The sequence below is a fragment of the Streptomyces sp. DH-12 genome (assembly GCF_002899455.1).
Lineage (GTDB): Bacteria > Actinomycetota > Actinomycetes > Streptomycetales > Streptomycetaceae > Streptomyces.
Genome location: NZ_PPFB01000001.1, coordinates 986,403 through 1,012,459, shown reverse-complemented (window position 1 = coordinate 1,012,459; position 26,057 = coordinate 986,403). Strand labels below are relative to the sequence as shown.

Below are 26,057 nucleotides of genomic sequence, written 5' to 3'. Positions count from 1 at the left end.
GCCCCTCCGGGGTTCAGGCGACGGTGACCTGCACGGACGCCGGTGTCAGTGCTGTGCCGTCCGCCAGGCGGAACGCCAGGGTGATCCGGTGCGCGCCCGCCGCCGCGGCGGCGGCCGCGGTGACGGCGACGTCCTGCGCGGCCCCCCGCGTCCCCTGCACGGTGAGCGTGCCGTTCGGCGGTTCCAGCCGGACGCCTTCGGGGGCGGACGCCGTCCAGGTCACGGTGTGGCCCGTGAAGTCCACGTCCTGGGCCTCCACCGTGAGCGTCGCCGGACCGCCGCCCCGCTCCAGTTCCAGGGTGCCGGGATTGCCGAACCCCGCTGCCGCGGCACGGTAGTTGTCGGCGACCTCCGCCCGCATGCGCGCGTCGCCGTACGGCAGGGCGCCCTCGCTCCAGCGCTGCTGGACCTGGATGTTCGGCAGGCAGACGCCGTTGAAGCGGTTGCGCAGGACGAGGGCGCGGTACTCCCGGCGGGCGGCCCGCTGTCCGGCGCTGCCCGCCGGCTGGAGCCCGACGTTCAGGTCGGCGAGGGCGACGTCGGCGTTGCGGGTGAGCCGGTCGATCACGGTTCTCGCGGACGCGCCGGACGCCTGCCCGGCGGCCTCCCGCAGGGCCTCGCGGGCCTGCCTGTAGCTGTCGTGCAGCCGGGCGGCCCCGACGGTGTCGGGGTCGAAGCGGGTGAGGTCGAAGTAACGGCTCATGGCGGGCGCGGCCGCCGGGCCGAACCGCGCGTGCAGATAGCCGTCGAGGTAGCCGCCGGCGTCCAGGGCGGGGTCCCAGGACAGTGCGGCGACCAGGTTCTGCACGTGCTCGTACGGGATCCAGTCGCCCGGCTCGCAGTACATCCCCATGCCGTCCAGCCCCAGGCCGGCCTCGAAGGAGACGTCGCCCGCGATGACGGCGAGCGGATGGACGGGCATGCTGCGCCAGCGGTAGCGCCGGTAGTACTCGTACATCGCGAGCGGGCCGCGGTGCCGCGGCCGCCACGCGCGCAGCGCCTCGGCCTGGCTGACGTTGGCGGCGACGTCGGGGGCGTCCAGCGGCCCGCCGTAGGTGCGGCTGTGCGGGGCGAAGTCGACGATGACGTCGGGGTCGGTGGCGTACTCCGGGTCCGGCGGCTTCAGGGTCGAGGCGTAGGCGATGCGTTCCACCCGGACCCCGGGCAGCTTTTCGCGCAGCACCTCGGCCAGCCGGTTGACCACCACCGACTCGGCGTTGGAGGGGCTTCCGTAGCGGTCGAGGACCGGCTTCTGGAACTGCCAGACGTCCGGCGGCCAGCAGTCGAAGATCCCGATCTCCGGGCGGGCGGTCAGGAACTCGACGACCTTGCCGACGTAGGCGTCCAGCGCCTCGGGCTTGTAGATGTCGAAGAGCGGACCGCCGGATTCGTAGTACTGCGGGTACTCGGCCTTGGGCAGGAAGCTGTCGTAGCCGTGGCCGCCGGACTCGATCAGGATGCCGCGCTTGCCCGCCTCGCGGACGAGGACCGGACGCACCCGGTCGTAGGTGGTGACGCCGATCCCCAGGTAGTCGGTGGGGTGGACGAAGGTGTTGAGGCGGTTCTTGGCCATCCAGTCCAGCAGCGGGGGCAGGGTGGTCTCGTTGTGGCTGTAGCCCTCTTCGGCGTACTGGCGGCGCAGTCCCCAGGCGGGCCGGTCGACGAGGTGCGGCGCCTCCAGGACGAGCGTCCCGCTGCGCGGTACGTACTCGTGGTGCCCCTCGTAGGCGGGGAAGGCGGGGGCGAAGAAGCGCACGCCGAGGCGTTCGAGCAGGGCGTAGACGGCGTACAGCGGCGCGCGGTCGCCGAGGCCGGTCAGGACGGTGTACCGGTCGTCGCCGAGGACGGCGAAGGAGTCCTCGGGCGCGCCGGACAGTTCCCGGCCCGCGGCGAGGAGCCGGTCGGCGGGGAGCGTGTCCGTCCAGCCGGTGCCCGCCCGCAGGGCCACGAAGCCGGTGACGCCCTCGGGGGCGGCGCCGTCGGGGGAGAGGCGGCCGGCGCGCAGCGGCAGCCGGACGCCGGTGATCTTCTGGACGTAGTCGCGCAGTTCGGTGGCGGCGAACCGCGTGCCGCCCCCGCCCTGCCACAGGACGGTGGCCCTCGCCCTGCCGCGCTGGACCAGGGGGAACCCCGCGCTCGGCGCGGCGGCCGCGGCGGCGGGCCGCGCGGCCGCGGCCTGGGGGAGGGCGAGCGCGGCGGCCAGTCCGGCGGCTCCCGCGAGGAAGCCGCGGCGTCTGGCGCCGCTCGTGCCCGGCCCGCTCGTGCCCGGCCCGTTCGTGCCCGGCCCGCTCCCGACCGGCCCGCTTCCGCCCGGTCGCTCCCCGACCGGCCCGTTCCCTTCCGCCCGGTTCCCTTCCGCTCCGTTCGGGTCCTGTCCGTCCCTGTCCGTCGCGTTCATGTCCGGTCCGCCTCTCCTGCCGATGCGTACAGGTCGCTGAGGTAGTACTCGGTGCTCTTCCGGGGCTTCTGGACCTTGCCCATCTCCACGAACATGTCGGCCAGCCCGTCGAGCCAGCCGCCGACCGTGCCGTCCTCGCTGAGCCGGGTCAGTTCCGAGGAGGGGAGGATCTCGACGTGCTCGGTCGCGCCCTCCAACTGCTCGGCGGGCAGGTCGAGGAAGTCGGCGGTGACCTTCTCCGACTCCTCGGGGTTCCGCGCGATCCAGTCGCCGGCCTCCTTGAGGACGCCGACGACCTTCTCGACCAGTTCGGGGTCCTCCCGGGCCAGTTCGGGCCGGCTCACGAAGACGTTGGGGAAGGTCAGCTTCGGGTAGTAGTCCTCGGTCGCGGCGACCTCCACCAGGTCCGGCACCCTCTTCTCGATGGTGTCGATCAGCGGGTACCAGGTGGCGGCGGCGTCGACCTGGCCGGAGGAGAAGGCCGTGACGACCGTGGAGGCGTCCATGGCGACCTTGGTGACGTCGTCCGGCTCCAGACCGGCCTCGCGCAGGGCGAGGTTGAGGATCATCTCGCCGGAGGTGCCCTCCGCGACGGCGACCTTCCTGCCCTCGAGGTCGGCCGGTTCGCGGATGCCGGAGTCCGGGCGGGCGATGACCCGGTCGGCCAGGCCCAGCATGTTCACGGAGACGACGGACGCCTTCCCCGACGCGGGCAGCCACAGCGCGCCGGGGCCCAGGTAGCCGAACTCCAGGTCGCCGGAGCCGAGGGCCTGCACCTGGAGGGGGCCGTTGGTGAAGACCTTGAGCTCGGGTGCGACGCCCGCCTTCTTCCACAGCCCCCGCTCCTCGGCGACGGCGAGGGCGGCGGAACCGCTGTAGTCGGCGATGTAGCCGAAGGAGACGGTCCCGCCGCCGTCGGAGCCCCCCGAGGAGGAGTCGCCGCAGCCCGTGGCGGTGGCGACGAGGGCCAGGGCCAGGAACAGACCGGTGGCGGCGCGGTGTCCCGTTCCGCGCGGTGTCCGGTGTCTCGTCACGACGTGATCCCTTCGTGGGGGGCCGGCTGGTGGTGGACGGCGCTCCACACCCGGGCGCGCAGCTCGGCGAACGCGGGGGAGAGCCGCTGTTCCTCCGTGCGCGGGTACGGCAGGCCGACGGGGATGATCCGGTGGACGCGGCCCGGGCGGGCGGCCATGACGACGACGCGGTTGCCGAGGTAGACCGCCTCGTCCACGTCGTGGGTGATGAACATGACGGTGCGCCGGTCCCGGCTCCAGGTGTCGAGCAGCGACTCCTGCATGCGGACCCGGGTCAGGGAGTCCAGCGCCCCGAAGGGCTCGTCCATGAGCAGGATCTTCGGGTCGACGGCGTAGGCGCGGGCGATGGCGCAGCGCTGCTTCATCCCCCCGGAGAGGGTCTTGGGCAGGGCGTCGGCGAAGTCGGTCAGCCCGACGAGGTCGATGACCTCGCGCGCCCTGCGGCGGCGCTCCGCCCTGCCCACGCCCCTGACCTTGAGCCCGTACTCGACGTTGGCGGCCACGGTCATCCAGGGGAAGAGGGCGTACTGCTGGAAGATGACCCCGCGTTCGGGAGCGGGACCGCGCACGGGCACGCCGTCGACGGTGACCTCGCCGGCGGTGGCCTCCTGCAGTCCCGCCGCGATGTTCAGCAGGGTGCTCTTGCCGCAGCCGGAGGGGCCGACGACGGTGACGAACTCGCCGTCGGCGATGTCGAGGCCGACCCGGTCCAGGGCCAGGAAGTCGCCGCCTTTCACCGGGAAGCGGCGGGTCACCTCGCGGAAGGCGATGGTGGGCACGGGCTACCTCCGCTCCTGCCAGTGGGTCAGCCGGCGCTCGGCGAGGAGCAGCAGCCGGTCCATGACGAGTCCGATGGTTCCGATGGCGATCAGCTGGACGAAGATGGTGGGCAGGTCGAAGTAGAGCTGCGCCTGCTGCATCCGGAAGCCCAGTCCGCCCTGGGCGGCGATGAGTTCGGCCGCGACCACGGTCGCCCAGGAGGCGCCGAGGCCGATCCGCATGCCGACCAGGATGAACGGGGTGGAGGCGGGCACGACGACCCCGAGGAAGATCTGCGGGTCCCGCGCGCCCAGCACCCGGGCGGCGTTGACGAGGGTCACGTCGACGGCGACGACGCCCTGGAAGGTGGAGACGACGCAGGACAGGAACGAGGCCAGGAAGATGACGAAGACCTTCGGGGTCTCGCCGATGCCCATGAGGACGATGGCCAGCGGGATGATCGCCAGCGGCGGCACCATGCGGAAGAACTGCAGCCAGGGCTCGACCAGCCGGCGCACGACCGGGTACCAGCCCATGAGGAAGCCGACGGGGACCGCGAGGGCGACCCCGAGGACGTAGCCGGTGAGCACGCGCTTCAGGCTCGCCCCCGCGTCCTCGAGGAGGGTGCCCTCACCGAGCATCTCGACGGCGCGGCGGGCCACTTCGAGCGGCCCGGGGAAGTCGTCGATGCCGCTGTGCGCGAGCAGGACCCAGACCAGCGGTCCGAGGAGTGCCGAGGCGACGCCGAGCAGCACCCGGCGCGTACGGCTCTCGCCGCCGCCCCGCGGCCGTCCGCCCCGGGACGCGCCGGTCCGGGTCTTCTCCGCGCCGGTGCCCTCCGGGGCCCCGGCGCCGCCGGACACGGCCCGTCCGCCGACGGTGAGTTGCTCCTTCACGACACCTCCGCCGCCACACCGTCGACGTCCGGCGCGCGCCCGCCGCCGATGTCGGACATGTAGCTCATCCAGGTGTAGGCGGGGTCGCCCCGGCGCAGCAGCTCGCGGTAGAGCCGGTCGGTCAGGCCGCGGCGCACCCCGGCGTAGGCCGGTGACTCGTACACGTTGTGCAGTTCGTGCGGGTCGGTCTCCAGGTCGTACAGCTCGTGCACGCTCTCCGGGTTGAAGACCAGCTTGTGGCGCCGGTCGCGGATCATGCGCTGGGAGTACGGGAAGTGGTGGCCGTGGAACTCGGCGACCACCTGGTCGCGGGTCCCCTCCGCGGCCGGTTCGCCGTGCAGCAGCGGCAGCAGGCTCTCCCCGTCGCACCCCTCGGGGACGGGCACCCCGGCCAGGTCGAGGAGCGTGGGGTTGAGGTCGATCAGGGTCGCGAAGTCGTCCGACACCTGGGCGGGGGCGCCGGGGACCCGGACGAGGGCGGGGACGCGGTAGATGTCCTCGTACATCGCCGGGCCCTTGTCGTTGAGCCGGTGGGCTCCGGTGAACTCGCCGTGGTCGGCGGTGAAGACGACGGCCGTGTCGTCCCACAGGCCGTGGCTCCTCAGGGCGTCGAGGAGCCGCCCGACCTGGTGGTCGATCATGGTGACGTAGCCCCAGTAGACGGCGATGAGCTTGCGCCAGGCGGCCGCGTCGAAGTCGTCCGACGACCAGTACTCGCAGTAGCGGCGCTGGACGTCCGGCTTGCCGGCGAACGTCTCGGCCATGGAGGCGGGCAGCGGCACCGACTCCGGGTCGTAGAGGTCGTAGTACGCGTCGGGGATCAGGTACGGCAGGTGCGGCCCGTACCAGTGGCAGGAGAGCATGAACGGCGTGCCGCTCGCCTTCCAGCCGGCCGCGTAGCGGTCGAGGAGTTCGAGGGTGCGCTCGGTGAGGAACGCCTCGAGGGTGGCCTCGGCGGGCTGCTGGAGCCGGCCGGCGATGAGGTGGCCGCGGCCGGTGCCGTTGGCGGCGGTGCCGAAGACCGGCTCGCGGACGGCGAAGGGCGGGAAGCCCTCGTCCTGGAGCCACTTCGTGTACGAGGGGTGGTGGAAGGGGTTGAGCGCGCCCGGCAGGTGCTCGCCGTCCAGGCCGTAGGACTCGGGGCCGCGTTCCCGGCCGATGTGCCACTTGCCGACATGGCCGACCCGGTACCCGTGCTCCATGAGCCGGGTGGCGAACATCGGCTGGGAGTCGTCCAGTTCGTCGCGGCTTCCGCCGTTGCGCTCGGGGTTCACCAGCAGGCCGTGCCGGAAGGGGTGGAGTCCGGTGGCGAGGGAGGCGCGGGCCGGGGTGCAGATCGCGGTGGGCGTGTAGAAGCGGTCGAAGCGGGTTCCCTCCGCGGCCAGCGCGTCCAGCGCCGGAGTGCGCACGAGGGGGTTTCCGTAGCAGCCGAGGGTGTCCACCCGGTGCTGGTCGGTCATCAGGAACAGGACATTGCGGGGAGACACAGGCCGTGCGCCTTTCGTTCATGTGCGCTCTCGTTGCCTTCTGTTGCCGAGTGACGGAACCGTAGGGACGGCGATGTCTTTACGTCAACCCTCCGGAAAAAAGTGCCGGCGACCACGCGGCTTGTTTTTCCCGGCTGTTGACATAAATGGAGCGCGGGCCGAGCATGCGTCCATGCCAGAACGCCCCGACGCCCTCCAGCGGTTGAGAAACGCCCACGAGACGGCCGTGCTCGGTGAACTCCGCCGCTCGGGCGCGCTGAGCCGCGGCGAACTGATACGCCGTGTCGGCCTGTCCCGCACCACCCTCTTCGCGATCGTGTCCGACCTGCTGCAGCGCGAGACGGTCGTCGAGCAGCAGGCCGCGGAGCGGCAGCGCGGACGCGGCCGCCCGCCGACGGAGATCACCCTCAACCCCTGCGGAGCCGAGCTGATCGGCATCGAACTCCAGCGCAGCCGGATGCACGTCGTCGTCGCCAACGCCGCCCACGAGATCGTGGGCGGGCTCCGCGCGCCGGTCCCGCCGGACGCGGACCCCGAGAAACAGGCGGAGACGGTCGTCGCCGCCGTCGACGACCTCCGGCGGGAGCGGCGGATCGCCCTCGCCCCCCTGAAGGGCATCGGTCTGGGCCTGCCCGGTTTCGTCCGGGACCCGGCCTCCGCCGACCCGCGCGCCATGACCCCGTCCGCCGCCCGGATCGCCGCCCTGCTGGAGGGACACTTCGACGTCCCGGTCGTCACGGACAACAACGCGCGCCTGGCCGCGCTCGCCGAGGTCACCTGGGGCGCGGCCCGCGGCCACGACAACGCCGTCTACCTGCGCTGGTCCGACGGCGTGGGCGGCGGGTTGGTGATCGACGGCCGGCTGGTGCGCGGCGCCCACGGCACCGCGGGCGAGATCGGCCACACCAGCTGCGATCCCCAGGGTCCGCCGTGCCACTGCGGAGGGCGCGGCTGCCTGGAGGGCGTGATCCGGCTGCCGGCGCTGCTGGCCCGCTGCGACGAGCGGGGGACGGCCGTGCGGGACACCGACGAACTGCTGTCCCTGGCCGCGGAGGGCGACCCCGTCGTCCGGGCCGTCCTGACCGAGGCCGCCGCCCTGGCCGGCCGGGTCCTGGCCGCGCTCGCCGCCCACACGGACCCGGAGTGCGTCGTGATCGACGGGGAACCGGCCGCCCTGGAGGAACCCGTCCTGACGACGATCAGGGAACAGGTGCGCACGCTCTCCCTGCCGGCCGCGCCCCGCCGCATCACCGTCGGCCGTTCGGCGCTGGGCGGCGACGCCGCCGCACGCGGCGCCGTCGCCCTGCTGCTGCACTCCTTCGGTGAGGACGCCGAGGGACTGGTGCCCCTGCCCGCGCTGGGTCCTTCCGAGCCCGCGGAGCCCGTCACCGCCGAGGGGGGCCGACCGTGAACGCCTGCTGCGGACCCGCGCGGGGCGCCGCCGGCCCCGGGACCGTCCCGGAGGCCCCCGCCCCCGCCCCCGTGCCCGGAGCGGACTTCGAGATCCCCGTGCGCGACCGCGCCGACGTGCTGCGCGGCATGGTCGCCGTCCCCGGCGGACCGTTCCTGATGGGCGGCGACGACGAGGACGCCTTCCCCGCCGACGGCGAGGGCCCGGTGCGCGAGGTGTCCGTCAGTCCCTTCCACATCGACGCCACCTGTGTGACCAACGCCCGGTTCGCCGTCTTCGTCAAGGCCACCGGCTACCGCACCGAGGCCGAGTCGATCGGCTGGTCCTACGTCTTCGGCCCGTTCGTCCACCCCGGGGCGCGGCACGCCGTGCTCCCCGGCACCGTCCCCGGAGCGCCCTGGTGGCGGGCCGTCGCGGGAGCCTGCTGGCGGGCCCCGGAGGGCCCCGGGTCCTCCATCGGCGACCGCGGCAACCACCCGGTGGTGCACGTGTCGTGGAACGACGCCACCGCCTACGCGGCCTGGGCCGGCAAACGGCTGCCCACCGAGGCCGAGTGGGAGAAGGCCGCCCGCGGCGGACTCGTGCGGGCCCGCTTCCCCTGGGGGGACGAGCTGACCCCGCGGGGCAGACACCGCTGCAACATCTGGCAGGGCGACTTCCCGGGGCACAACACGCGCGAGGACGGCTTCCTCGGCACCGCCCCGGTCAACGCCTTCGCGCCCAACGGCTACGGGCTCCACAACACCTCCGGCAACGTCTGGGAGTGGTGCGCCGACCGGTTCAGCGCCGACTGGCACGCCGCCGACCGGCCGGAGACCCGCGTCGACCCCGCGGGGCCGCCGACCGGGGGGACCCGGGTGCTGCGGGGAGGCTCCCACCTGTGCCACCGCTCCTACTGCAACCGCTACCGCGTGGCGGCCCGCACCTCCAACACCCCGGACAGCACCACCGGCCACACCGGCTTCCGCTGCGTCGTCGGGGGCTGACGCCGGGAGCCGGCGCCCCCCCGGTCCTCCCCGGCCGGGGGGCGCTCCCCCCAGCACCGCGCACCCGTACGTCCCCGTACCCGTCCGCCCCTCCCGGAGGCCCCCGTGCCCGACCGCCGTCGGTTCCTGATCGCCACCGCCACCGCCCTGGCCGCCACAGCGGTCACGGGCCCGTCCGCCGCCGCGGCCGCGGGCCCGCCCTCCGCCGCCGCGACCACCCGCCCCAACATCGTCCTGGTCCTCGCCGACGACCTCGGATCCGGCGAGCTGGGCGCGTACGGCCAGCGCCTCATCAGCACCCCGGCCCTGGACCGGCTCGCCGCCGAGGGCATGCTCTTCACCGACGCCTACGCCGGCGCCCCGGTGTGCGCGCCGTCCCGCTGCTCGCTGCTGACCGGGCTGCACAGCGGGCACGCCACGGTCCGGCAGAACCCCTTCAGCGGCCCGCAGGCCGCGCTGACCGCGGACGACACCACCTTCGCCGAACCGCTGCGGGCCGTCGGCTACCGCACCGCGCTGTTCGGGAAGTGGGGCTTCGGTCCCGAGGCGGCCCACCAGCCCAGCCACCCCAACCAGCGCGGCTTCGACGAGTTCTACGGGTACATCGACCACAACCACGCCCACGACTACTACCCCGACCACCTCTGGCACAACGGCGTGAAGGAGGCCCTGCCCGCGAACGCGGACGGCGCGAAGGGGACCTACGCCCCGGACGCCTTCCTCGCCCGCTCCGTCGACTTCGTCAAGAACACCTCCGGTCCCTTCCTCCTGTGCTACGCGCCCACGCTCCCGCACTCGCCCAGCGACGTGCCCGGCACCGGCGCGTACGCCACGCGGCCCTGGCCCGAGGCCGACAAGGGCCACGCCGCCCAGGTCACGCTCCTGGACACCCATGTCGCCGAGCTGGTCCGGGCGCTGCGGGACAGCGGCAAGGCGGCCGACACCGTCGTGATCGTCACGAGTGACAACGGCCCCCACGAGGAGGGCGGTGTCGATCCCGACCGCTTCGACGCCAACGGCCCGCTGCGCGGCTACAAGCGCAACCTCTACGAGGGCGGCGTCCGTGTGCCCCTCCTGGTGTGGTCCCCGGGGCGGGTCCCGGCGGGCACGGTCGCCCGGCCCACCCCCTTCACCGATCTGCTGCCCACCCTCGCCGATCTCGCCGGGGCGCCCCGGCCGCGCGACGTCGACGGACTGTCCCTGGCCGGACTGCTGACCACCGGGACCGGCGCCCCGCGCCACGCGCACCTGTACTGGTACCGGAACGACCCCTGGTCCACGCCCCGCGCGGCCCGCGAGGACGGGGGCCGCATCCTCACGCTGGCCGAGGCCGTCCGGGAGGAGCGGTGGAAAGCCGTGCGCTTCGCCCCCGGCCGGGACCGCACGGCCCCGGACGACCGGTGGCACGTCGAGCTGTACGACCTGGCCGCCGACCGCGGTGAGCGCACGGACGTCGCCGCCGCGCACCCGGACGTGGCGGCCCGGCTGGTCGCCGCCATGCGCGCCGCCTGGGCGGACGACTACCGCCGGGTTCCGTTCGGCCTCCGCCTGGAGGTCCCGGCGGGCGTCGGGGCGGGCGGCGCGTACGAGATCGCCGTCACCGTCTCCAACGGATCGGCCGGTCCCTGGGCCGGCGTCGCCCCGGTGGTGACCGGCCCCGCGGGATGGGGGCTCCGGCGGACGTCCGGACCGGCGAGGGCGGACCTGCCCGTCGGCGGGACGCTGCGCCAGACCTGGCGGCTCACCGTCCCGGCCGGGGCCGCCGTGACCGGCCGGAGCCTGGCCGCCGCGGCGACCGGCACCTGGGCCGGGCGTGCCCTCCGCTTCGACGCCGGGCACCGCTTCCCCGCACCCGGGTGACGGTGACCGGTGGAGGCGGGCCGGCGAGGGACAGGCGGAACGGCAGCCTGCCGCGCTTCGAGCGCCGTCATGTTCACGAGCGGGAAGGGAAGGGCGAACGTCGCGGCGGCGCTCGTGCGTGTCCCCGGAAGAGCGTCAGGCGTGGTACGAACTGTCAAGTCGCTCTGTTTCAGAGGACCCTGAAGACATCGGTGGAAGACATATGACGTCTGGGGTCTAGACCTCTGTACCGGTCCGCTTTACTCTGGCCAACGTCGAACCCCATGCCGGGTCGATTTGGCATGTCCCCTTCACGGAAGGGCTCCACGCAGTCACCTGACCCAAGAGCTCATCGAGCTCGCGTCGTCGGAGGCACCCATGCACCAGTCATCGACATTCCGCCGGCCCCGGAGGCACGGTGTGTCCAGCCGGCTCGGACCGCCCCTCGGACCACTGGCGGCCGGCCTCGCGCTGGTCCTCGCGGCGCTCACCCCGGTGAGCGCCGCCGCGGCCGCGCCCGACCGCCCCCGGGAGGCGGCCGGGGCCCCGGCGGCGAGCGCCGCCGCGAACCCGGTCCCGTTCCCCGGCAACGACGGCAAGCCGCACCGGGTCGGCTGGGACGACAAGTCCCTGACCATCGACGGCGAGCGGCTGACCGTGTGGTCCGGCGAGTTCCACTACTGGCGGCTGCCCAGCCCGGACCAGTGGCGGGACGTGCTGCAGAAGCTGAAGGCCTCCGGCTTCAACGCCGTGTCGCTGTACTTCTTCTGGGGCTACCACTCGAGCGAGCCCGGCTCCTACGACTTCTCCGGCGTCCGCGACATCGACCGCCTCCTGACCATGGCCGAGGAGGAGGGCCTGTACGTCATCGCCCGTCCCGGCCCCTACATCAACGCCGAGGCCGGCATGGGCGGTCTGCCGGCGTACATGACCACCTACGCCGGCGAGGAGCGCACGGCCGACCCGCAGAACCTCGCGGCCGACCTGGAGTGGCTGGAGGCCGTCAACGCCGTCATCTCCGAGCACCAGATCACCGACGGCGGCGGCAGCGTCATCGCCTACCAGGTGGAGAACGAGCAGATCGACAACGCGCCCAAGCACGTCGAGTACATCGAGAAGCTCCAGGCGGCCGTCAAGGAGCACGGCATCACCGTGCCGCTGTTCCACAACGACTGGGGCAACGGCCACGGCTGGAACGCGCCCGGCACACCCGGCGGTTCACAACTCGACCTCTACGCCTTCGACACCTACCCGCTGGGCTTCGACTGCACGGGCGCCCGCGGCCGGCTGGAGGACTTCGAGTCCCGCATCCGGGGCTACTCGCCGAAGACCCCGGTGTTCATCGCCGAAGGACAGGGCGGGGCGTTCACCTCGTGGGGCCGCACCTTCCAGACCACCGAGTGCGCGAAGTTCGTCGACCCCGCGTTCATCCGCCAGTTCGCGGTGAACAACCTCGCCAACGGCGTGACCATGTTCAATTCCTACATGGAGTACGGCGGCACCAACTGGGGCTGGACCGGTGACCCCGGCTCCGGCTTCACCTCCTACGACTACGGCGCCCCGATCTCCGAGGACCGCAGCATCACCCCCAAGCTCGTCGTCCACAAGGAGTTCGGCTACCTCCACGACGCCGTGACGCCGATCGCCTCCGCCCGGAACGTCACCGCCCCCGCGGTCACGGTCACCGGCGGCGGCCCGGTCAAGGCACAGCAGCGGCTGTCCACGGAGAACGCCGCGACCACCTCCGTCTCGGGCAACGGCGCACGCCTGATCACCCTGCGTCATCCCGATTCCAACGACACCTCCACCAGCCGGGCGACGTTCCCGCTCGACCTGGCCGTCCCGCCGAAGCCGCCCACGGCGCCGGCGTACCGCTGGAACGACTCCGACACCCAGGCGCTTAAGTTCACCGGCTCCTGGGAACGCGCCTCCGGCAAGACCTGGACCAGCGGCGACCACCAGGACGACGAGACCTTCTCCGACCGGGCCGGGGACAGCCTCGAAGTCACCTTCGAGGGGCCGACGGTGCGCTGGATCGGACCGGACTCCGTCAACCACGGCACCGCCGACGTCTACATCGACGGCGTCAAGAAGGCCACGGTCGACAGTTACGCCCCGTCCCCCGTCTTCCAGCAGGTCCTGTTCGAGGCGAACGACCTGGGGGAGGGCGAGCACACCCTCAAGATCGTGGTGACCGGCGAGAAGGGGACCGCCGCCTCCCAGGGCACGTTCGTCTCCGCCGACGCGATCGACACCGGCCCGAGCCCCGACACCTCGGCCGGGACCTATCCGCGCGTCCCGCAGAAGGAGGGCACCGCGGTCACCGTCGCCGGACGCGACGCCAAGGTCCTCGTCGCCGACTACGCCTTCGGCCCGCACCGCATGCCCTACTCCACCTCCCAGGTGCTCACTCACCTGTCCGCGGGACGCGATCTCCTCGTCCTCCACGGCACGAAGGGCGAGGCGGGAGAGACGGTGCTGCGCTACGCGGCGCAGCCGAAGGTCACCACCCTGGACGGCGACCCCGTCGAGGTGACCTGGGACGCGGCCCGTAAGGACCTGCGCCTCAACTACACGCACGGCGGCACCCGCACGCTCCGGATCACCGGCGACGGCCGGGACCTGACCGTCCTGATCACCGACCGCGACGGCGTGGCGACCGCCTGGCAGCTCGACGCCGGCGCCCATGACGTCCTCGTCACCGGCCCGGAACTGGCCCGCACCGCCCGCATCGCCGGGACCCGGCTCGACCTGACCGGCGACACCCGCCGGGCCGGGCCGCTGCGGGTGTTCGCACCGGCCGGGGTCGACGTCCTCACCTGGAACGGCAAGCGGATCACCGCCACCCGTGACGCGGCGGGCGCGCTCGTCGCCACCCTGCCCGGACCCGGGACCCCGTCCATGCCGGGCCTGACCGCCTGGCGCACCGCCGACGCCGACCCCGAGCGCACGGCAGGATTCGACGACTCCGGCTGGAAGAAGGCCGACCGGACCACCGCCGACAACCCCCGGCACGGTCCCGGCGCGGCCTCGGGCGTCGTCCTGGACACCGACGAGTACGGCTTCCACGAGGGCGACACCTGGTACCGGGGCCGCTACACGCCCGAGACGGCGAGCACCTCGGTGAAGGTCTCCGTCAAGACCGGCACGGCCGGCCACGCGATGGTCTGGCTCAACGGCCGCTACCTCGGCGCCCAGGGCGACGGCACCGCCACCCACACCGTGCCGGCCGGCGTCGCCGAACCGGGAAGGCAGGCGGTACTGGCGATCCTGGTCCGCAACATGGGGCACTACGAGGACTGGTCCTCCGACGGCCGCTCCAAGGGCGGCCGCGGCCTGGCCGACGTGGAGGTCCCCGGCTCGGGCACGGTCGAGTGGCGGATCCAGGGCGCCGCGGGCGGCCCCGACCCGGCCGACACCGTGCGCGGGATCTTCAACAACGGCGGCCTGTACGGCGAGCGCATGGGCTGGCACCTGCCGGGCGCGCCCGACTCCTCCTGGAGCACCACCCAGTCGTTCAAGAGCGAGCGGCCCGGTGTGCGGTGGTACCGCACGACGGCCGGGCTGGACCTGCCCGAGGGCACCGACACCGCGGTCGGCCTGCGGATCGACGACGACGGACTGCGCGTCGACAAGTACCGGGTGCAGATCTTCGTGAACGGCTGGAACACCGGTCAGTACGTCAACAACGTCGGACCGCAGAAGGAGTTCGTCATCCCGTCCGGGTTCCTCAAGGCGCGCGGCGAGAACACCATCGCGCTGGCGGTCTCCGCCGAGCAGAGCGGCGTCGGACCCGACGCGGTCTCGCTCGTGCACCGGGGCACCGTGCTCGGCGGCGTCCCCGGCGGGCAGAACGCCTCGCCCGGCCACGGCGACCTGTTCGGCGCGGCCCGCTCGGACGAGTAGCGGCCCGGCCCGCAAGCACCCCGCCCGCCCCGGTTCCCGGCCACCGGGGCGGGCGGTCCCGCTTCCACACCGGAGGGGGAGCGGCCCCGGAAGCCGGACGGCGACGCCGGGCCCCTCGACGGGTCCGGCGTCGCCGTCCGGCTGAGGTCCGCCCCGGCCGCCTCGCGGGGCCTGACCCGTCGGAGCGGCGCGGAGCGTCCCGGCTCCCGCCCGGTGGGCGGCCGGTCAGAGCGACACGATCCGCCACTGCTGGCCGGCGCCGCCGTCGGCGGTCTGCTGTTCCACCGTCGCGTGGTTCGCCGTGGAATCGCCGGTGACGCCGAGCACCTTGCCGCTGCGGACCGATCCGACGGTCACGTGGCCGTCGGCCGCGGCGGAGAGCCGCCACTGCTGGTTGGTGGCGCGGGTGGGCGCCCACTGGGTCAGCCGGGCCCCTTCGGCGGTGGAGCCGCCGGCGATGTCCCAGCACAGGGGGTCGGCCAGGTGGGTGGTCCGCACCTCGAAGAGCCCGCCGCCGACGGGGACGAAACGGAACCGCTGGTTGGCGGCGCCGCTCGGGGTGTACTGGATCAGCTCCCGGCCGGCCGTGCCGGAGGCTCCGGGGACGTCGATCGCCTTGCCGCTCAGCCGGTTCACCAGCTGGACCGGACCGGGGGTCACGGTGACCGATCCGGCCGCCGGCACCGTCACGGTCCTGCTCCAGGCGCCGGCGACCACGGTGGTCCGTGTGCCGGGCCGGCCGTGCACGGTGGCCGAGGTGACGCTCCCCGACGACCACCTGAGGTCGACCGTGCAGCCGCCGCGCACGCCCACGCCGGTCACCGAGCCGGAGGCGGCCCAGGCGGCGGGCAGCGCCGGCAGCAGCTCGATCCGGCCGGGCCGCGACTGCACCAGCATCTCGATCATGGCGGCCGGCGTCCCGAAGTTGGCGTCGATCTGGAAGGTCGACCGGCTCCCGAAGCTGTACATGTCGAAGAGGTTGACCGCGCTGCCGTTGCTGTGGTCGACCGAGGGCCTCATGACGGCGGTGACCAGCCGGTAGGCCTTGTCCGCGTCCTTGAGCCGTGCCCAGCACAGGGCGCGCCAGGCGCTCGCCCAGCCGTAGCTCTCCATCCCGCGCGCGGTGAGCAGGGCGGTGACGCCTTCCACGAGGTCCCCGGGGGACTCCCCGAGGGCGATCCGGTCACCGGGGAACAGGCCGACCAGCGGGGAGAGGTGGCGGTGCTCGGGCTCGCCCAGGTCGGCGTCGGTCATCCACTCCTCCAGCCGGCCCGTCGTGGCGCTCACCCGAGGCAGGTACAGCCGCTCCTGCAGCGCGGCGACGGTGGAGGCGTAGTCGGCGTCCAGGCCGAGGACCGCCGCGGCGTCGCGGTAGTTCCGGAACAACTGCCAAACCAGTTCCTGGGCGTAGGTGATGCCGCGGGCGTCGGTCGGCCCGTGCTCCGGCGACCAGTCGTGGTCGTCGATCAGCACCTCGCGGGTGCCGCCGGGCGCGTCCGGATCGGGGACCGTCGTGGTGATCAGGCGTGCCTCCCAGAACTGGCAGGCGCCCTTGAGCATCGGGTGGATCCGGCGCAGGTGCTCGGTGTCCCGGGTGTAGTCGTAGTGTTCGTACAGCGAGTTGCAGATCCACGCGTTGCCGGCCGGATGCCACCACCAGCCGTTGCCGCCCCAGATGTTGGTGGAGATCGCCACCGTCCAGCCGGCGACCTTCCCCGAGGTGTTGCGGAAGCCGTTGCGCGGGTCCTGGAAGAGGCGCTGTGTCGTGGCCGTCCAGCCCGGCAACTGCGCGAGGCAGTAGTCGGTGAAGGCGTCGAAGCACTCCGGCAGTCCCGCCCGGTCGGGCAGCCAGTAGTTCATCTGGACGTTGACGTCGGTGTGGTAGTCGGCCATCCAGTCCGGGTTGTTGCGGTCCACCCACAGGCCCTGCAGGTTGGTGGGCAGACTGCCGCGCGACCCGCGGATCGTCAGGTAACGGCCGAACTGCAGGTAGGCCGCCTCCAGTTCGGGGTCCGGCGTGGAGCCGGCGGCCCGGGCGGCGAGCCGTTCGGGGGTGTCCATGGCGCGCTGGGCCGGCGTCGACGCGCCGAGGTCGACGGTCATCCGCTCCTGCAGCCGCCGGTGGTCGGCGACGTGCGAGGCCAGGAGCGCGGTGCCCGCGACGGCCGCGGCGTCCTCGGCCTTCGTGCGGGCGACGGACAGGGGGACGACGCCGGCGTCCCGGTAGCCGGTGGTGTGGTCGGCCTTGTAGTCGGTGCCGCCGGAGACGACCAGGACGACCTCGGAGCAGCCGGTGAAGGTCACCTCGGCGCCGGCGGCCGAGAGCGTGCCGCCGGTGCCCGCCGCCTGGACCACGGCGGCGTAGCGGAGGGAGTTGGCGAGTCCGGCGGCGAAGGAGACCCTGGCGGCCCCCGCTTCGGCGGTGACGGACTCGCCGCGGGTGCCGGTCAGGGTCAGCGAACCGGTGTAGGAACCCCCGCCGCTCTGGGCGAGCCGGATCACCACCACGTCGTCCGGCACGCTCGCGTACACCTCGCGGGTGTACGTCGTGCCGCCCTGTGTGTACGAGGCGGTGACCAGGCCGTTGCTGAGGTCGAGCGTCCGGCGGTAGCCGCTGATCGCGCCGCTCGTGTGGGCCGGCAGATCCAGGTACGCCTTGGCCAGCAGTCCGAACGTACCGAAGGAGCCCGCGTCGTACGGGAACTGGCCCGCGGAGTCCAGTGCGGCGTTGGCGTGGCCCGTCCACAGGGTGGCGTCGGTCAGGTAGAACGCGTCGCGCGAGGAGCCGCCCGTCGTCAGGGCGCCGAGTCTGCCGTTGCCGACCGGCAGGCCCTGCTCGATGACCGAGCCCTCGGCGCCGGGAGAGGAGTACCGCAGCAGGACGGCCCGGTCCGCCGGCACCAGGGACAGCGGCGGCCGGGGCGCGGCCGCCGCGCGCGGAGTGAACTCGGGCAGCGCGGAGAGGGCGAGCAGCGCGCCTAACGCGGTCGCGCCGCGCAGCACGGCCCGACGCGACGGGTCGGCGGGGGAGGAGTGGTCGGCTGTTTCAGGCATGTGTCCGTCCCTGAAGGAGGGTCACCGGTCACGACGTGCTCGGTGACACATCGGATGAATGCTTGTCACGATAGAGAGAGGATGTACTCATGAACAGGGATGCGGCACTTCTCTGGTCCACACATAGGATGTATCCGACTGTCGGCAGCTGAGAAGCACAGTCATTCATCCGATGTATAGTCGTCGCCCTGAGGAGGTGGTCACCGTGCCGGTCACCGATGAGGCGATCGAGAAGATCAAGGCGATGATCGTCGAGGGCGAGCTGCGCCCGGGGCAACGGCTGCCCAAGGAGGCCGACCTGGCCGGGCGGCTGGGGCTGTCGCGCAACTCCCTGCGCGAGGCGGTCAAGGCGCTCTCCCTGATCCGCGTGCTCGACGTGCGCCAGGGCGACGGGACGTACGTGACCAGCCTGGAGCCCGGCCTGCTGCTGGACGCGCTCGGCTTCGTCGTCGACTTCCACCACGACGACACGGTGCTGGACTTCCTCGAGGTCCGCCGCATCCTAGAGCCGGCCGCCGCCGCCATGGCCGCGCGGGCGATGCCGGAGAAGGACGTCGCCGAGCTGGAGAAGGTGCTCGACCGCCTCCCGCAGGAGGCGTCCCTGGAAGAACTCATCGCCAACGACCTGGAGTTCCACCGCCTGATCGCCTCCGGCGCCGGCAACCCGGTGCTCTGCTCGCTGATCGACGGGCTCTCGGGTCCGACCACCCGGGCGCGGATCTGGCGCGGGCTGACCGAGGAGGGCGCGGTGGGACGCACCCGGGACCAGCACCGGGCGATCTACGAGGCCGTCGCCGACCGGAACCCCGAGCTGGCCCGGTCCTGGATGACGGTCCACGTGGCGGGCGTCGAGCAGTGGCTGCGCGGCACCCTCGGGGGCGACCGGCCCGTGCTCTGACGGCACGTCGGCACGGCGCCCCCTTCCGGGTTCCCGCGGCTCCCGCCGGTTCTCTCCGGGGCCCGGGGGGAACCGGCGGGCGGGCCGGGAGTCAGGACGTCCGCGTCCCCGCACCGGGCGCACCCGCTTCGGACGGTCCGGCGCCCCGCAGCCCGTACAGGCGGACCGCGTTGTCGTGGAACACCGCGTCCCTCTCCGCGGGGGACAGCCCCGCCGTGAGCGTGTCCGCGGTCCGGACGACCGTCGCGTAGTCCGCCCGCAGGGTGCAGACCGGCCAGTCGGACCCGAACAGCAGCCGCTGGGGACCGAAGGCGTCGAGGGCGGTCCGCGCGCACGGTTCGAGGTCCTCGGTCCGCCACGCGCCGGGGGCGGCCTCGGTGACCAGGCCGGAGAGCTTGCCCACCGTGTTGGGAAGGGCGGCGAGGCGGCGCAGGCCGGCGGCCCAGGGTTCCAGCGCGCCCGTGGCGATCGGGGGCTTGCCGAGATGGTCGAGGACGAAGGTCAGCCCGGTGAGCCGGGCCGCGGCCTCCGCCGCGGCGGCCAGGTGACGGGGCTTGACGACGAGGTCGTAGACGAGCCCGGCCGCGGCGACGGCCGTCAGCCCGCGCTGGACGTCCGGGCGCAGCAGCCAGCGCGGGTCCGGCTCCTCCTGCACCTGGTGGCGGATGCCGACCAGCCGGTCGCCGCCGGGCTGTTCACGCAGCGCGGCGATCGCATCGGCGACGTCCGGTGCGGTGAGGTCGGTCCATCCGACGACCCCCGCGACCAGGCCGCTGCCGGCGGCGAGCGCCAGCAGCTCGGGCGTCTCCCCGGGCACGCAGACGGTCTGCACGACGACCGTGCCGGACACGCCCGCCGCCCGCGCCTCGGCGGCGAGGTCCCGGGCCGAGAAGGACCGGGCGAGCGGGGCGAGGGCATCGCCCGTGATCCACGGCTGCGGCCGGACCGTGAGGTCCCAGACGTGATGGTGCGCGTCGATGATCCGCCGGCCGGTCACAGCTCCCACACCACCGGGAGACCCGCGTCGGCGCCGCCCTCGGAGTAGTCGTGGACGACGTCGAGGAGGTCGGCCATCCGCGCCTGCCAGGCCACGTTGACCGGGAGGTGTTCCAGTTCGGCGAGCAGCCGGGCGTAGTCCTCGCACTCCAGCAGGTGGAACAGTTCGCGGCCGCTGCGCCAGATGGTCCACGAGGTGACGCCCGCGGCCCGGATGGCGGCGGTGAGCTCGGCGGGCACCTCGCGGTGGGCGGCCTCGTACTGCGCGACGCGGTCCTCGCGTACGCGGGTGTGCAGGGCGATCCTCATGGCTGCTCCGGGTGGGTGGGGCCGACGACAATGACGTCCAGGGTCCGCGGTCCGTGCACGCCTTCGACCCGGTCGAGTTCGATGTCACTCGTGGCGGAGGGCCCGGAGATGAAGGTGAGCGGCCGGACGGGGTCGAGCCGGGACAGGGCGTCGGGGACGTCGGGGACGATCTGCTCGGCGTGCACGACGCACAGGTGGTAGTCGGGGACGAGGGTCAGGGCGCGCCGCCCCTGCCCGGGACCGGCGTCGAGGACGATGGTCCCGGTGACGGCGATGCCGCAGGCGGCGAGTGTGATCGTGCCGTCCAGGGCGTCCAGGGCGGGCACGTCCAGTGGTTCCGCGTGCCACGACCAGGGGCCGGCGGGCAGCAGCGTGTCGGGGAAGAGGCGCGGCAGGGCCAGCTCCCGGACACCGCGGCGCGTGAGGACGCCGGCGAGGGTGCCGGTCAGTCCGGCCCGGTCGGTGCGGACGACGGTGGCACGGTAGTCGGCGACCCGCTCGGCGAACAGGGAGACGACGTCCTGGTCCGGTGCGGTGTGACTGCGGCGGTAGTCCCGCGGGACGGGGACGTCGTCGGGGACCTCGGCGGCCGGTACGTCGGCCAGCGCGGCGCGGATGCGGCCGAGAACGGCCTCGCGGCTGCTCAACGCTCCCCCTCCTTCCTCTCGTTCGTGTTCTCGCCGCTCTCGCCGCTCTCGCCGCTCTCGCCGCTCTGGCCGCTCTGGCCGCTCTGGCCGTGTCCGCCGTTCTCGCGGTTCTCGCGCCACCACCGGCGGAAGGACTCCGCGGGCGGCGCGGGGGTGTCGCGGGCGGCGGACCAGCCGCGCAGCGGTCCGGGCAGCCGGCCGATGCGGCCCCGGCGGGCGACGGCGCGGCCGGCGGCGCCCGCCGCCCTCTGGACGGCGCCGAACAGACGGGGGGAGTCGAGGACGGCGGCGGCCGCCCTCATCGCCGCCGCCTCCGCCGTCGGGAGGCGCTGGGCGGCCCGCCGGGCCTCGACGGCCTCGGCGCGCAGGTGGGCCAGCACCTCGGGAATGTCGATCTTCACCGGGCAGGCGTCGTAGCAGGCGCCGCACAGCGTCGAGGCGAACGGGAGGGACGCGGCGTTCTCGACGCCGACGAGCTGCGGGGTGAGCACGGCGCCGATCGGACCGGGGTAGACCGAGCCGTACGCGTGGCCGCCGGTCCGTTCGAAGACCGGGCACACGTTGAGACAGGCCGAGCAGCGGATGCAGGCGAGGGCCTGGCGGCCGACGGTGTCGGCGAGGGTGTCGGTACGGCCGTTGTCGAGGAGCACCAGGTGGAACGCGCGCGGTCCGTCGCCGTCGGTGGTGCCGGTCCAGGCGGAGGTGTAGGGATTCATCCGCTCGCCGGTGGACGAGCGGGGCAGCAGTTGGAGGAACACCTCCAGGTCGCCGAAGGTGGGCACGACCTTCTCGATGCCCATGACGGTGATCAGGGTCTGCGGCAGGGTCAGGCACATGCGGCCGTTGCCCTCGGACTCCACGACGACGACCGTGCCGGTGTCGGCCACGGCGAAGTTCGCGCCGGAGACGGCGACCTTCGCGGCCAGGAACTTCTGCCGCAGGTGACGCCGGGCCGCCTCGGCGAGGTCGGCCGGGTCGTCCGTGAGGCCCTCCGGCGCCGGACGCCCCCAGCGGCCCATCTCGGCGGCGAACAGATCGCGGATCTCGGTGCGGTTCCTGTGGATCGCGGGAACGAGGATGTGCGAGGGGCGGTCGTCGCCGAGCTGGACGATGAGTTCGGCGAGGTCGGTCTCGTAGGCGGTGATCCCGGCCCGGGCGAGATGCTCGTTGAGACCGATCTCCTGGGTGGCCATCGACTTGATCTTGACGACCTCCCGCTCACCGGTGGCCCGCACCAGCTCCGTGACGACGCGGTTGGCGTCGGCGGCGTCGGTGGCCCAGTGGACGGTGCCGCCCGCCGCCGTGACGGACTCCTCCAGCCGCACCAGGTACCGGTCGAGATGGCGGGCGGTGCGTCGCTTGATCGCGGCGGCCGCGTCGCGCAGCGCCTCCCAGTCGTCCAGCTCGTCCGCGACGGCCTGCCGTTTGCCGCGGATCGTGGAGGTGGCCCGCTTCAGGTTGGCGCGCAGCCGGCCGTCCTCGAGCGCGCTCCTGGCGGCCTCGGGGAAGGAGGGAGAACCGAGCCAGACGACGCCGCGGTCCGTGGGGCCGTTCATCGGGGAACCCCTTCGCCGTGCGCGAGGATCTCGGCCAGGTGCAGGGTGCGTACGGCGCTGTCCCGGCGGGAGAGACCGCCGCCGATGTGCATCAGGCAGGAGTTGTCGGCGGCGCACAGCACCTCGGCGCCGCTGTCCAGGACCCCTTGCGCCTTGTCGGCGAGCATCGCGCCGGAGGTCCCGGCGTTCTTGACCGCGAAGGTGCCGCCGAAGCCGCAGCACGCGTCGGCGGCGGGGAGGCCGACCAGGTCGATGCCCTCGACGGCCCGCAGCAGGTCCAGCGGACGGTCGCCGAGCCGCAGTCCGCGCAGCGAGTGACAGGTCGGGTGGTACGCGACCCGGTACGGGAAACGCGCCCCGACGTCCGTGACGCCCAGGACGTCGGTGAGGAACTCGGTGAACTCGTGGACCCGGGGCGCCAGGCCGGCGACCCCCTCCTGGAGCGCGGCGGACCCGTGGTCCCGGGCGAGCACGGGGTGGCTGTCACGGATCATCCCGGCGCAGGAGGCGGACGGGGTGACCACGGCGTCGTACGCGGCGAAGGTCCGCGTGAAACGCTCCACCAGCGGGACGGCCTCCGGCCGGTAGCCGGTGTTGAAGTGCATCTGCCCGCAACAGGTCTGCTCTCGCGGGAAGTCGACGGTGTGGCCGAGCCGCTCCAGGACACGGACCACGGCCCGGCCGGTGTCCGGGAACATGGTGTCGTTGAAGCAGGTGAGGAACAGGGCGATGCGCATCAGTCGGTGTCCTGGGGGGTGGGTACGTCGGCGGGGAGCAGCCCGCGTTCCTTGAGCTCCGCCCACAGCGCGTCCGGGACCGGGCGGCCGAGCAGGGCGGCGGCGTCCTGGACCTCCGCCGCGCTGCGGGCTCCGGTGAGGACGCTCGTGACGGCCGGGGACCCGAACGGGAAGTGCAGGGCGGCGGCGCGCAGCGGTACCCCGTGCCGCTCGCAGACCGTCTGGAGCTCCAGTGCCCGGGACAGCGTCCCGAGGCGCGCCGGGGCGTAGTCGAAGGTGGCACCGGGACGCGGATCGGCGAGCAGGCCGGAGTTGAAGACGCCTCCGACGACGACGCCGACGCCCCGCTCGGCGGCGAGCGGCAGCAGGTCGGCGAGTCCGGACTGGTCCAGGAGCGTGTAACGGCCCGCCAGCAGGACGGCGTCGACGCCGGTCTCGCGGACGAAACGGGCGAGCGGAGCGGCGTGGTTCATGCCGGCGCCGATCGCACCGACCAGTCCCTCGTCGCGCATCCGCTCCAGTTCCGGGTACGCCTCGTCGAGCGCCTGCTCCATGTGGTCGTCGGGATCGTGGAGGTAGGCGATGTCGATCCGGTCCAGACCGAGCCGCTCCAGGCTCTCCTCGACCGACCGGCGCACACCACGGGCGCTGAAGTCCCAGCGCCGTCGGTGGGTGGCGGGGACGGCGAAGCCGTGGGCGAGATCGTCGCCCGCGGCCGACGGGGCCGGCTCCAGGATGCGGCCGACCTTGGTGGACACGGCGTACGCGGGGCGCGGCCGTGCGCGCAGGGCCGCGCCCAGACGGCGCTCGGACAGCCCGAGACCGTAGTGCGGGGCGGTGTCGAAGTACCGGACGCCCGCCTCCCAGGCGGCGTCGACGGCACGTGCGGCCTCCTCGTCGGTGACGGGGGTGAACAGGTTGCCGATGCCCGCCGCGCCGAAGGCCAGCGTGCTGATCCGTACGGCGCGGTTCCCGAGCCGGCGGTGACGCGGGCTCACGGCTGCGGCTCCGGCCGCAGCCGCAGGCCGGCCATGCCGCCGTCGACCGCGAGGGCGGTGCCGGTGGTGCTGCCGGCGGCGGGGGAGGCGAGGTGGACGATGGCGGCGGCCACCTCCTGCGCGGTCACCAGGCGCCCGGTGGGCTGGCGTGCGTCGAGCGCGGCGCGCTCGGCGGCCGGATCGGCGGCGGCGCCGAGCAGGCGGCCGATCCACGGGGTGTCGACGGTGCCGGGATTGACGCAGTTGACCCGGATGCCCGCGCGGACGTGGTCGGCGGCCATGGCCAGGGTGAGGGACAGGACCGCGCCCTTGCTGGCCGAGTACAGGGCGCGCTGCGGCAGTCCCGCGGTGGCGGCGATGGAACAGGTGTTGACGACCGAGGCGGAGGAGGAACGGCGCAGGTACGGCAGGGCGGCCCGGGTGGTGCGGACGATGCCGAGGACGTTGACGTCCAGCACGCGGTGCCACTCCTCGTCCGCGTTGTCCTCCACGGTTCCGACCGCCCCGACACCGGCGTTGTTGACCAGGATGTCGATCCCGCCGAGCGCTTCGGCGGCCCCCTCGACGGCGGCGCGGACGGCGCGGTCGTCGGTGACGTCGGCGGTGAAGCCGCGCAGGGGAGCGGGCACGCCGCTCGGGTCGCGGTCGAGGACGGCGACGTCCGCGCCGTGCTCGGCGAGCAGCCGCGCGGTGGCGAGGCCGATGCCGGAGGCGCCGCCGGTGACGACGGCGGTGAGCGAGGCGAGAGCGGTCGTCATGCGGGGACCTCCGTGTCCTGGCCGGGCGCGCCGGCGGCCGTCGTACCGGCGCCCGCCGTGGCGGCCTCCGCGGCGTCGGCGACCCAGAACGTGCCGTGCGGATAGGTGTACATGTCGATGCTGGCCTGCTTCATGGCGGCCGAGAAGCCGGGCGAGGCGGGGGGCCGGTAGTGGCCGTCGGCGATCACCACCGGGTCGAGGAAGTGCTGGTGGAGGTGGTCGACGTACTCGATGACACGGTTCTCGGTGGTGCCGGTGAGTGCCACGTAGTCGAACATCGAGAGGTGCTGGACGAGTTCGCACAGACCGACGCCGCCGGCGTGCGGGCAGACCGGTACGCCGAACTTGGCGGCGAGCAGCAGGACGGCGAGGTTCTCGTTGACTCCGGCCACGCGTGCGGAGTCGAGCTGGAGGACGTCGACGGCGCCGGCCTGGAGGAGCTGCTTGAAGACGATGCGGTTCTGCACGTGCTCGCCGGTGGCGACCTTGACGGGGTGGACGCCGCGCCGGATGGCGGCGTGGCCGAGGATGTCGTCGGGGCTGGTGGGCTCCTCGATCCAGTACGGGTCGAACTCCGCGAGCGCCCGTGTCCACGCCACGGCCTCGTCGACGCCCCAGCGCTGGTTGGCGTCGATGGCCATCCGGAAGCCGGGGCCCACGGCCTCGCGGGCGGCGCGGCAGCGGCGGATGTCGTCGTCGAGGTCGGCGCCGACCTTGAGCTTGATCTGGGTGAATCCCTCGGCGACGGCCTGCTGGGCGAGACGGGTGAGCTTCTCGTCGGAGTAGCCGAGCCAGCCCGGCGAGGTGGTGTAGGCGGGGTAGCCGCGGCGCAGCAGCTCGGCGGCCCGGTCGTCGGCGCCCTGCCTGCCCCGGCGCAGGAGCTCCAGGGCTTCGTCCGGGGTCAGGGCGTCGGTGAGGTAGCGGAAGTCGACCTGGGAGACGAGCCAGACGGGGTCGGCGTCGGCGAGGAACCGCCACAGCGGCTTGCCCTCACGCTTGGCCGCCAGGTCCCAGACGGCGTTGACGACGGCGCCGATGGCCATGTGCATCACGCCCTTCTCCGGCCCCAGCCAGCGCAGCTGGCTGTCGCCGATCAGGTCGCGGTAGAGCGAGCCGGGGTCGGCGCACAGGTCGGCGACGGGCCGTCCGACGACGTGCTCGCGCAGCGCGTCGATGGCGGCGACCTGGACGTCGTTGCCGCGGCCGATGGTGAAGGTGAAGCCGTGGCCCTCGTGGCCGCCCTCCGTGGTGCGCAGGACCAGGTAGGCGGCGGAGTAGTCGGGGTCCGGATTCATCGCGTCGGACCCGTCCAGCTCCCGTGAGGTCGGGAAGCGGATGTCGTAGGTGTCGACGGCGGCGATCCGCGCGGGGGTTGCGGACAACTCGGT

General features: G+C 73.5%; 19 protein-coding genes. 5 read left to right on the top strand and 14 right to left on the bottom strand.

Features of this window, described 5'->3' with window-relative positions:
- Window positions 1–13 precede the first annotated feature (13 nt).
- The 5 genes from C1708_RS03520 to C1708_RS03500 are packed head-to-tail and all read right to left on the bottom strand — an operon-like array spanning window position 14 to window position 6,574.
- Entirely contained in the window at window positions 14–2,398 is a 2,385-nt protein-coding gene (locus tag C1708_RS03520; protein WP_106411248.1) for a DUF4838 domain-containing protein, read from the bottom strand.
- Complete coding sequence (locus C1708_RS03515; RefSeq protein WP_198602387.1) at window positions 2,395–3,432, bottom strand: aliphatic sulfonate ABC transporter substrate-binding protein; 1,038 nt, start codon at window positions 3,430–3,432, stop codon at window positions 2,395–2,397. Before C1708_RS03515 ends, C1708_RS03520 begins: the two co-directional genes overlap by 4 nt.
- Window positions 3,429–4,211, bottom strand: a complete 783-nt coding sequence (locus tag C1708_RS03510) for an ABC transporter ATP-binding protein (RefSeq protein ID WP_106411247.1) — start codon at window positions 4,209–4,211, stop codon at window positions 3,429–3,431. The genes C1708_RS03515 and C1708_RS03510 overlap by 4 nt, the downstream gene beginning before the upstream one ends.
- 3 nt (window positions 4,212–4,214) lie before the next feature.
- Window positions 4,215–5,054, bottom strand: a complete 840-nt coding sequence (locus tag C1708_RS03505) for an ABC transporter permease (protein ID WP_106416134.1) — start codon at window positions 5,052–5,054, stop codon at window positions 4,215–4,217.
- A 29-nt stretch (window positions 5,055–5,083) separates the two neighbouring features.
- Complete coding sequence (locus C1708_RS03500; protein ID WP_106411246.1) at window positions 5,084–6,574, bottom strand: sulfatase family protein; 1,491 nt, start codon at window positions 6,572–6,574, stop codon at window positions 5,084–5,086.
- A gap of 172 nt (window positions 6,575–6,746) precedes the next feature.
- Between C1708_RS03500 and C1708_RS03495 the strand changes: the two genes are divergently transcribed.
- From C1708_RS03495 to C1708_RS03480, 4 genes are all read left to right on the top strand, one after another.
- Window positions 6,747–7,985: an ROK family transcriptional regulator gene (locus C1708_RS03495; RefSeq protein ID WP_106411245.1), complete on the top strand. Its 1,239-nt coding sequence runs from the start codon at window positions 6,747–6,749 to the stop codon at window positions 7,983–7,985.
- Window positions 7,982–8,971 (top strand): formylglycine-generating enzyme family protein, encoded by a 990-nt coding sequence (locus C1708_RS03490; protein WP_502696048.1) that lies wholly within the window; start codon window positions 7,982–7,984, stop codon window positions 8,969–8,971. Before C1708_RS03495 ends, C1708_RS03490 begins: the two co-directional genes overlap by 4 nt.
- Window positions 8,972–9,076: 105 nt before the next feature.
- Complete coding sequence (locus tag C1708_RS03485; RefSeq protein ID WP_106411244.1) at window positions 9,077–10,831, top strand: sulfatase-like hydrolase/transferase; 1,755 nt, start codon at window positions 9,077–9,079, stop codon at window positions 10,829–10,831.
- A gap of 399 nt (window positions 10,832–11,230) precedes the next feature.
- On the top strand, window positions 11,231–14,716 hold the full coding sequence (locus C1708_RS03480; RefSeq protein ID WP_241911148.1) for a beta-galactosidase: 3,486 nt from the start codon (window positions 11,231–11,233) through the stop codon (window positions 14,714–14,716).
- A 225-nt stretch (window positions 14,717–14,941) separates the two neighbouring features.
- Here C1708_RS03480 and C1708_RS03475 read toward each other — a convergent pair whose 3' ends face one another.
- A complete protein-coding gene (locus C1708_RS03475) occupies window positions 14,942–17,770 on the bottom strand; it encodes a glycosyl hydrolase family 95 catalytic domain-containing protein (RefSeq protein ID WP_106411242.1) in 2,829 nt (942 codons plus the stop codon).
- Window positions 17,771–17,975: 205 nt separating this feature from the next.
- On the opposite strand from C1708_RS03475, the gene C1708_RS03470 reads away from it, so the two are divergent.
- A complete protein-coding gene (locus C1708_RS03470) occupies window positions 17,976–18,668 on the top strand; it encodes a FadR/GntR family transcriptional regulator (protein WP_106416132.1) in 693 nt (230 codons plus the stop codon).
- 91 nt (window positions 18,669–18,759) lie between these two features.
- Here C1708_RS03470 and C1708_RS03465 read toward each other — a convergent pair whose 3' ends face one another.
- The 8 genes from C1708_RS03465 to C1708_RS03430 are packed head-to-tail and all read right to left on the bottom strand — an operon-like array spanning window position 18,760 to window position 26,051.
- Window positions 18,760–19,665 carry an amidohydrolase family protein gene (locus tag C1708_RS03465; RefSeq protein WP_106411241.1) on the bottom strand — a complete coding sequence of 302 codons (906 nt, stop codon included), beginning with the start codon at window positions 19,663–19,665 and terminating at the stop codon, window positions 18,760–18,762.
- Window positions 19,662–19,973, bottom strand: coding sequence for an L-rhamnose mutarotase (locus tag C1708_RS03460; protein WP_106411240.1), 312 nt, complete (start codon window positions 19,971–19,973; stop codon window positions 19,662–19,664). Before C1708_RS03460 ends, C1708_RS03465 begins: the two co-directional genes overlap by 4 nt.
- Window positions 19,970–20,620, bottom strand: a complete 651-nt coding sequence (locus C1708_RS03455) for a LutC/YkgG family protein (protein WP_106411239.1) — start codon at window positions 20,618–20,620, stop codon at window positions 19,970–19,972. The genes C1708_RS03460 and C1708_RS03455 overlap by 4 nt, the downstream gene beginning before the upstream one ends.
- The gene (locus tag C1708_RS03450) at window positions 20,617–22,176 is read right to left on the bottom strand and encodes a LutB/LldF family L-lactate oxidation iron-sulfur protein (protein ID WP_106411238.1); all 1,560 of its coding nucleotides are present in this window, start codon (window positions 22,174–22,176) and stop codon (window positions 20,617–20,619) included. Before C1708_RS03450 ends, C1708_RS03455 begins: the two co-directional genes overlap by 4 nt.
- Window positions 22,173–22,913, bottom strand: coding sequence for a (Fe-S)-binding protein (locus tag C1708_RS03445; protein ID WP_106411237.1), 741 nt, complete (start codon window positions 22,911–22,913; stop codon window positions 22,173–22,175). Before C1708_RS03445 ends, C1708_RS03450 begins: the two co-directional genes overlap by 4 nt.
- The gene (locus tag C1708_RS03440) at window positions 22,913–23,911 is read right to left on the bottom strand and encodes an aldo/keto reductase (RefSeq protein ID WP_106411236.1); all 999 of its coding nucleotides are present in this window, start codon (window positions 23,909–23,911) and stop codon (window positions 22,913–22,915) included. Before C1708_RS03440 ends, C1708_RS03445 begins: the two co-directional genes overlap by 1 nt.
- Complete coding sequence (locus C1708_RS03435) at window positions 23,908–24,669, bottom strand: SDR family NAD(P)-dependent oxidoreductase (RefSeq protein ID WP_106411235.1); 762 nt, start codon at window positions 24,667–24,669, stop codon at window positions 23,908–23,910. Before C1708_RS03435 ends, C1708_RS03440 begins: the two co-directional genes overlap by 4 nt.
- Window positions 24,666–26,051: an L-fuconate dehydratase gene (locus C1708_RS03430; RefSeq protein ID WP_106411234.1), complete on the bottom strand. Its 1,386-nt coding sequence runs from the start codon at window positions 26,049–26,051 to the stop codon at window positions 24,666–24,668. Before C1708_RS03430 ends, C1708_RS03435 begins: the two co-directional genes overlap by 4 nt.
- Window positions 26,052–26,057: the final 6 nt, after the last annotated feature.